Annotated in this window: 5 protein-coding genes; 3 read left to right on the forward strand and 2 right to left on the reverse strand. The window is 68.6% G+C overall.

Features of this window, described 5'->3' with window-relative positions; genetic code table 11:
• Positions 1-912 (forward strand): class II fructose-bisphosphate aldolase (gene fba, locus VGD44_RS16835; RefSeq protein ID WP_331089186.1); only part of this gene is annotated, 912 nt, incomplete at its 5' end.
• A gap of 136 nt (positions 913-1,048) precedes the next feature.
• On the forward strand, positions 1,049-1,471 hold the full coding sequence (locus VGD44_RS16840; RefSeq protein ID WP_331089188.1) for a 2'-5' RNA ligase family protein: 423 nt from the start codon (positions 1,049-1,051) through the stop codon (positions 1,469-1,471).
• Positions 1,472-1,473: 2 nt separating this feature from the next.
• Here VGD44_RS16840 and VGD44_RS16845 read toward each other — a convergent pair whose 3' ends face one another.
• Positions 1,474-1,794 carry an RcnB family protein gene (locus VGD44_RS16845; protein ID WP_331089190.1) on the reverse strand — a complete coding sequence of 107 codons (321 nt, stop codon included), beginning with the start codon at positions 1,792-1,794 and terminating at the stop codon, positions 1,474-1,476.
• 164 nt (positions 1,795-1,958) lie between these two features.
• Here VGD44_RS16845 and VGD44_RS16850 point away from each other — a divergent pair, with 164 nt between their 5' ends.
• Complete coding sequence (locus tag VGD44_RS16850) at positions 1,959-2,891, forward strand: alpha/beta hydrolase (protein ID WP_331089192.1); 933 nt, start codon at positions 1,959-1,961, stop codon at positions 2,889-2,891.
• Between the two features lie 5 nt (positions 2,892-2,896).
• Here VGD44_RS16850 and VGD44_RS16855 read toward each other — a convergent pair.
• On the reverse strand, positions 2,897-3,763 hold an 867-nt coding region (locus VGD44_RS16855; protein ID WP_331089194.1), incomplete at its 5' end, for an MFS transporter.

Raw genomic sequence — 3,763 nt, forward strand, 5'->3', positions numbered from 1 at the left:
GACATCGTGCTGAAGCACCTGATCGACGCGATGGCCGAGATGTATCCGCACATCCCGATCTGCATGCACCAGGACCACGGGAACAACGAGGCCACCTGCGCCACCGCGATCCAGTACGGCTTCACCTCGGTGATGATGGACGGCTCGCTGAAGGCCGACGGCAAGACGCCCGCCGACTACGACTACAACGTCAAGGTCACGCGCAATGTCGTGGACATGGCCCACTGGGTCGGCGCGTCGGTCGAAGGCGAGCTCGGCGTGCTGGGCAGCCTCGAGACCGGCATGGGCGACAAGGAAGACGGCCACGGCTTCGAGGGCAAGCTCGGCCACGACCAGCTCCTGACCGACCCCGACCAGGCCGTCGAGTTCGTGAAGGCCACCGAGGTCGACGCGCTCGCCATCGCCATGGGCACCAGCCACGGCGCCTACAAGTTCACGCGTAAGCCCGACGGCGACGTCCTGGCGATGCACGTGATCGAGGAGATCCACCGCCGCCTGCCCAACACCCACCTGGTGATGCACGGCTCCAGCTCGGTTCCTCAGGAACTCCAGGACGTCATCAACAAGTACGGCGGCGAGATGCCCCAGACCTGGGGCGTGCCCGTGGAAGAGATCCAGCGCGGCATCAAGCACGGCGTGCGCAAGATCAACATCGACACCGACAACCGCATGGCCATCACCGGCGCCATCCGGAAGGTGTTCGCCGAGAAGCCGGGCGAGTTCGATCCGCGCAGCTACCTGAAGCCCGCCAAGGAAGCCATGCGCGCGGTCTGCGTCCAGCGCTTCGAGGAGTTCGGGACCAACGGCTGGGCCTCGAAGATCAAGCCGATCCCGCTGTCGGCCATGGCCAAGCGCTACGCCGCCGGCGAGCTCGCCCCCAAGATCGGCATCACCCAGGTCGCCGCCGAGTAGGGCGGAGCGCCGAGGACGGGCGATGGAATCCCTCGAAGTCATCGCCCGGCCGCACTTCGAGAAGGCCGACCTGGCCTGGCTGACCGACATCCGCTCGCGCCGCGCCGGCAGCCGCGGTCCGCCCTAACTCACGCTGGTGTTCCCGGGCGTCGACATGGAGCCGCGGGCCTTCGCCGACCGCATCGCGAAGAACGCCCACGACATCCCGCGCATCCGCTTCCGCCTGCGCTCGGCGCTGGTCGTGCCCGAGACGAGCGTCGCCCGCTTCCACGTGTTCCTGATCCCGGACGAGGGCTTCGGCGCGATCCTGCGGCTGCACGAGGCGCTGCACGAGGGCCCGATCGAGGCCGCCATCCGCCCCGAGTCGCCCTACCTGCCGCACATCACCGTGGCGACCAGCGCCGACCGCACCCAGGCCCGCAAGGTCGCCCAGGCGCTCAACCAGGGCGGCCTCGACATCTCGGGCCACATCGAGACGCTGACCGTCGAGCGGCGCCACGGCGAGGTGATCAAGGAGATCGCCGAGATCCCCCTCGCCCGTCACGGCTGGTTCGGCTGAGCTTAGCGCAGCAGGCGCGAGACCGCGTCGGCCACCAGTTCGGCCACCAGGCCGTTGTCGCGGCGGACGAGATAGGCGTCGCCGTCGACCAGCACCCAGCGGTAGCCGACCGGCGGCGGCGCGAGGCGATAGCGAGCGGGCTCGACGACGATGTAGCGCGTGCTGGTGTAGTAGGTCGAAGGCAGCCGCTCGCCCTTGCGCCACATCTTCTTGACCTGGCCGGGCGGCGCGCCGTGCGGATGCGGCTTCTTCGGATCCGCCTGGGCGGCAGGCGCGGCGAACGCGAGCGCGGCGGCGGCGAACAGCAGGACGGCGGTCTTCATCGGGGTCTCCAAGGCCCAGCTTCCCCGGCCATAACGACCCATCCGCACGACTGGTTCAACGCGCGAAGATTTCCTGAGCCCGCGTGTCGGCACGACCGGAACTGACGCGTCCTTGGGGTACGAAGCGGCCAAGCGCGGCCACCAGGACCGACCGGAGAGACGACATGTTCAAGCTGATGCGTTCGCTGCTGATCGGCGCCGCCCTGGTGGGCGTCGCCATTCCCGCCGTGACCGAGGCCGCCACGCCAGCCGCTGCGGTCGCCGCCAAGCCCTCGAAGAGCGGCTACGTCGAGGCGAACGGGATCCGCTATTACTACGAGATCCGTGGGGAAGGCGCGCCGCTGCTGCTGCTGCATGGCGGCCTGGGCTCGACCGACATGTTCGGCCCGCTCTACCCGACGCTCACCGCCAGGCATCGGATCATCGCCGTCGACCTCTACGGCCATGGCCGCACCGCCCTCACCGACCGGCCCTTCAGTCTCGAAGGCATGGGCGCCGACATGGACGCGGTCCTGAAAGAGCTCGGCTACGGCAAGGTCGACGTCATGGGCTACTCGATGGGCGGCGGCGTCGCCTTCCAGCTCGCCGCCCAGCACCCGGAGCGGGTGAACCGGCTGGTGCTGGTCTCGGCCGGCTTCGCACGGGATGGCTTCTATGCCGACATGCTGAAGCAGCAGGCCCAGGTGGGCGCGGCGGCGGCGGAGTTCATGAAGAACACGCCGATGTACCAGGGCTACGTGGCCGTGGCCCCGCGGCCGCAGGACTTCCCCAAGCTGCTGGACGTCATCGGCGACTACATGCGCAAGCCCTACGACTTCTCGACCGACGTCGCGAAGCTGACCATGCCGACGCTGCTCGTGTTCGGCGACGCCGACATGTACCGGCCCGAGCACGAGGTGAAGTTCTTCCAGCTGCTGGGCGGCGGCCAGAAGGACGGCGGCTGGATGCGCGAGGGCATGTCTAAGAACCGCCTGGCCATCCTGCCCGGCCGCACCCACTACGACATCTTCCTGGCGCCGGAGCTGAGCCAGACCGCGCTCACCTTCCTCGAGGACAAGGGCGGCAAGTCCGACTGGACCGCCACGGCGGCGAAGTAGGCGCGCTAATCCTCGATCGGGTTGCCCTTCATCTCCTTGACGAAGAGGAAGCCCACGATGGCCGTGAACGCCGCCACCGCGATCGGGTACCAGAGGCCGAAGTAGATGTTGCCCGTAGCGGCCACCATGGCAAAGGCCGTCGTGGGCAGGAAGCCGCCCAGCCAGCCGTTGCCCAGGTGGTAGGGCAGCGACATCGAGGTGTAGCGGATCCGCGCCGGGAACATCTCCACCAGCGCCGCCGCGATCGGGCCGTAGACCATGGTCACGTAGAGGACGAGCAGGAAGAGCAGGCCCACCACCGCCGGCTTGTTGACCTTCGCGGAGTCGGCCTTGGGCGGGTAGCCGGCGGCCTTGAGCACCGGCGTCAGGCGCTCGGTGAACGCCACCTTCTCGGCGGCGGCCTTCTCGCTGCTGGTGTCGAGCGACGCCACCTCGACCTCGCCCACGCGAACGATCGTCGCGGAGCTGCCGGCCGGCGCGACGACGTTGTCGTAGCTGACGCCGGCGCCGGCGAGGACCGACTTGGCGATGTCGCAGCCGTTGGAGAAGACGGTCTTGCCGACCGGGTCGAACTGGAACGAGCAGTTCCCGGCCGGCGCGACCACGACCACCGGCGCCCGCGCCGTCGCCGCCGCGAGGTCTGGATTGGCCGCCACCGTCAGCGCCTTGAAGATCGGGAAGTAGGTCAGCGCCGCCAGCAGGCAGCCCACCAGGATCACCGGCTTGCGGCCGATCTTGTCGGAGAGCCAGCCGAACACCACGAAGAACGGCGTGCCCAGGAGAAGCGCCACCGCGACCAGGATGTTCGTCAGCGCCCCGTCGACCTTCAGCATGCGCTCCAGGAAGAACAGCGCGTAGAACTGGCCGGTGTA

The organism is Phenylobacterium sp., from assembly GCF_036402295.1.
GTDB lineage: Bacteria > Pseudomonadota > Alphaproteobacteria > Caulobacterales > Caulobacteraceae > Phenylobacterium.

Excerpts from the sequence above, each read along its gene's own strand:
- VGD44_RS16845 (WP_331089190.1), bottom strand. The coding sequence starts at position 1,794 with ATGAAGACCGCCGTCCTGCTGTTCGCCGCCGCCGCGCTCGCGTTCGCC.
- VGD44_RS16850 (WP_331089192.1), top strand. The coding sequence starts at position 1,959 with ATGTTCAAGCTGATGCGTTCGCTGCTGATCGGCGCCGCCCTGGTGGGC.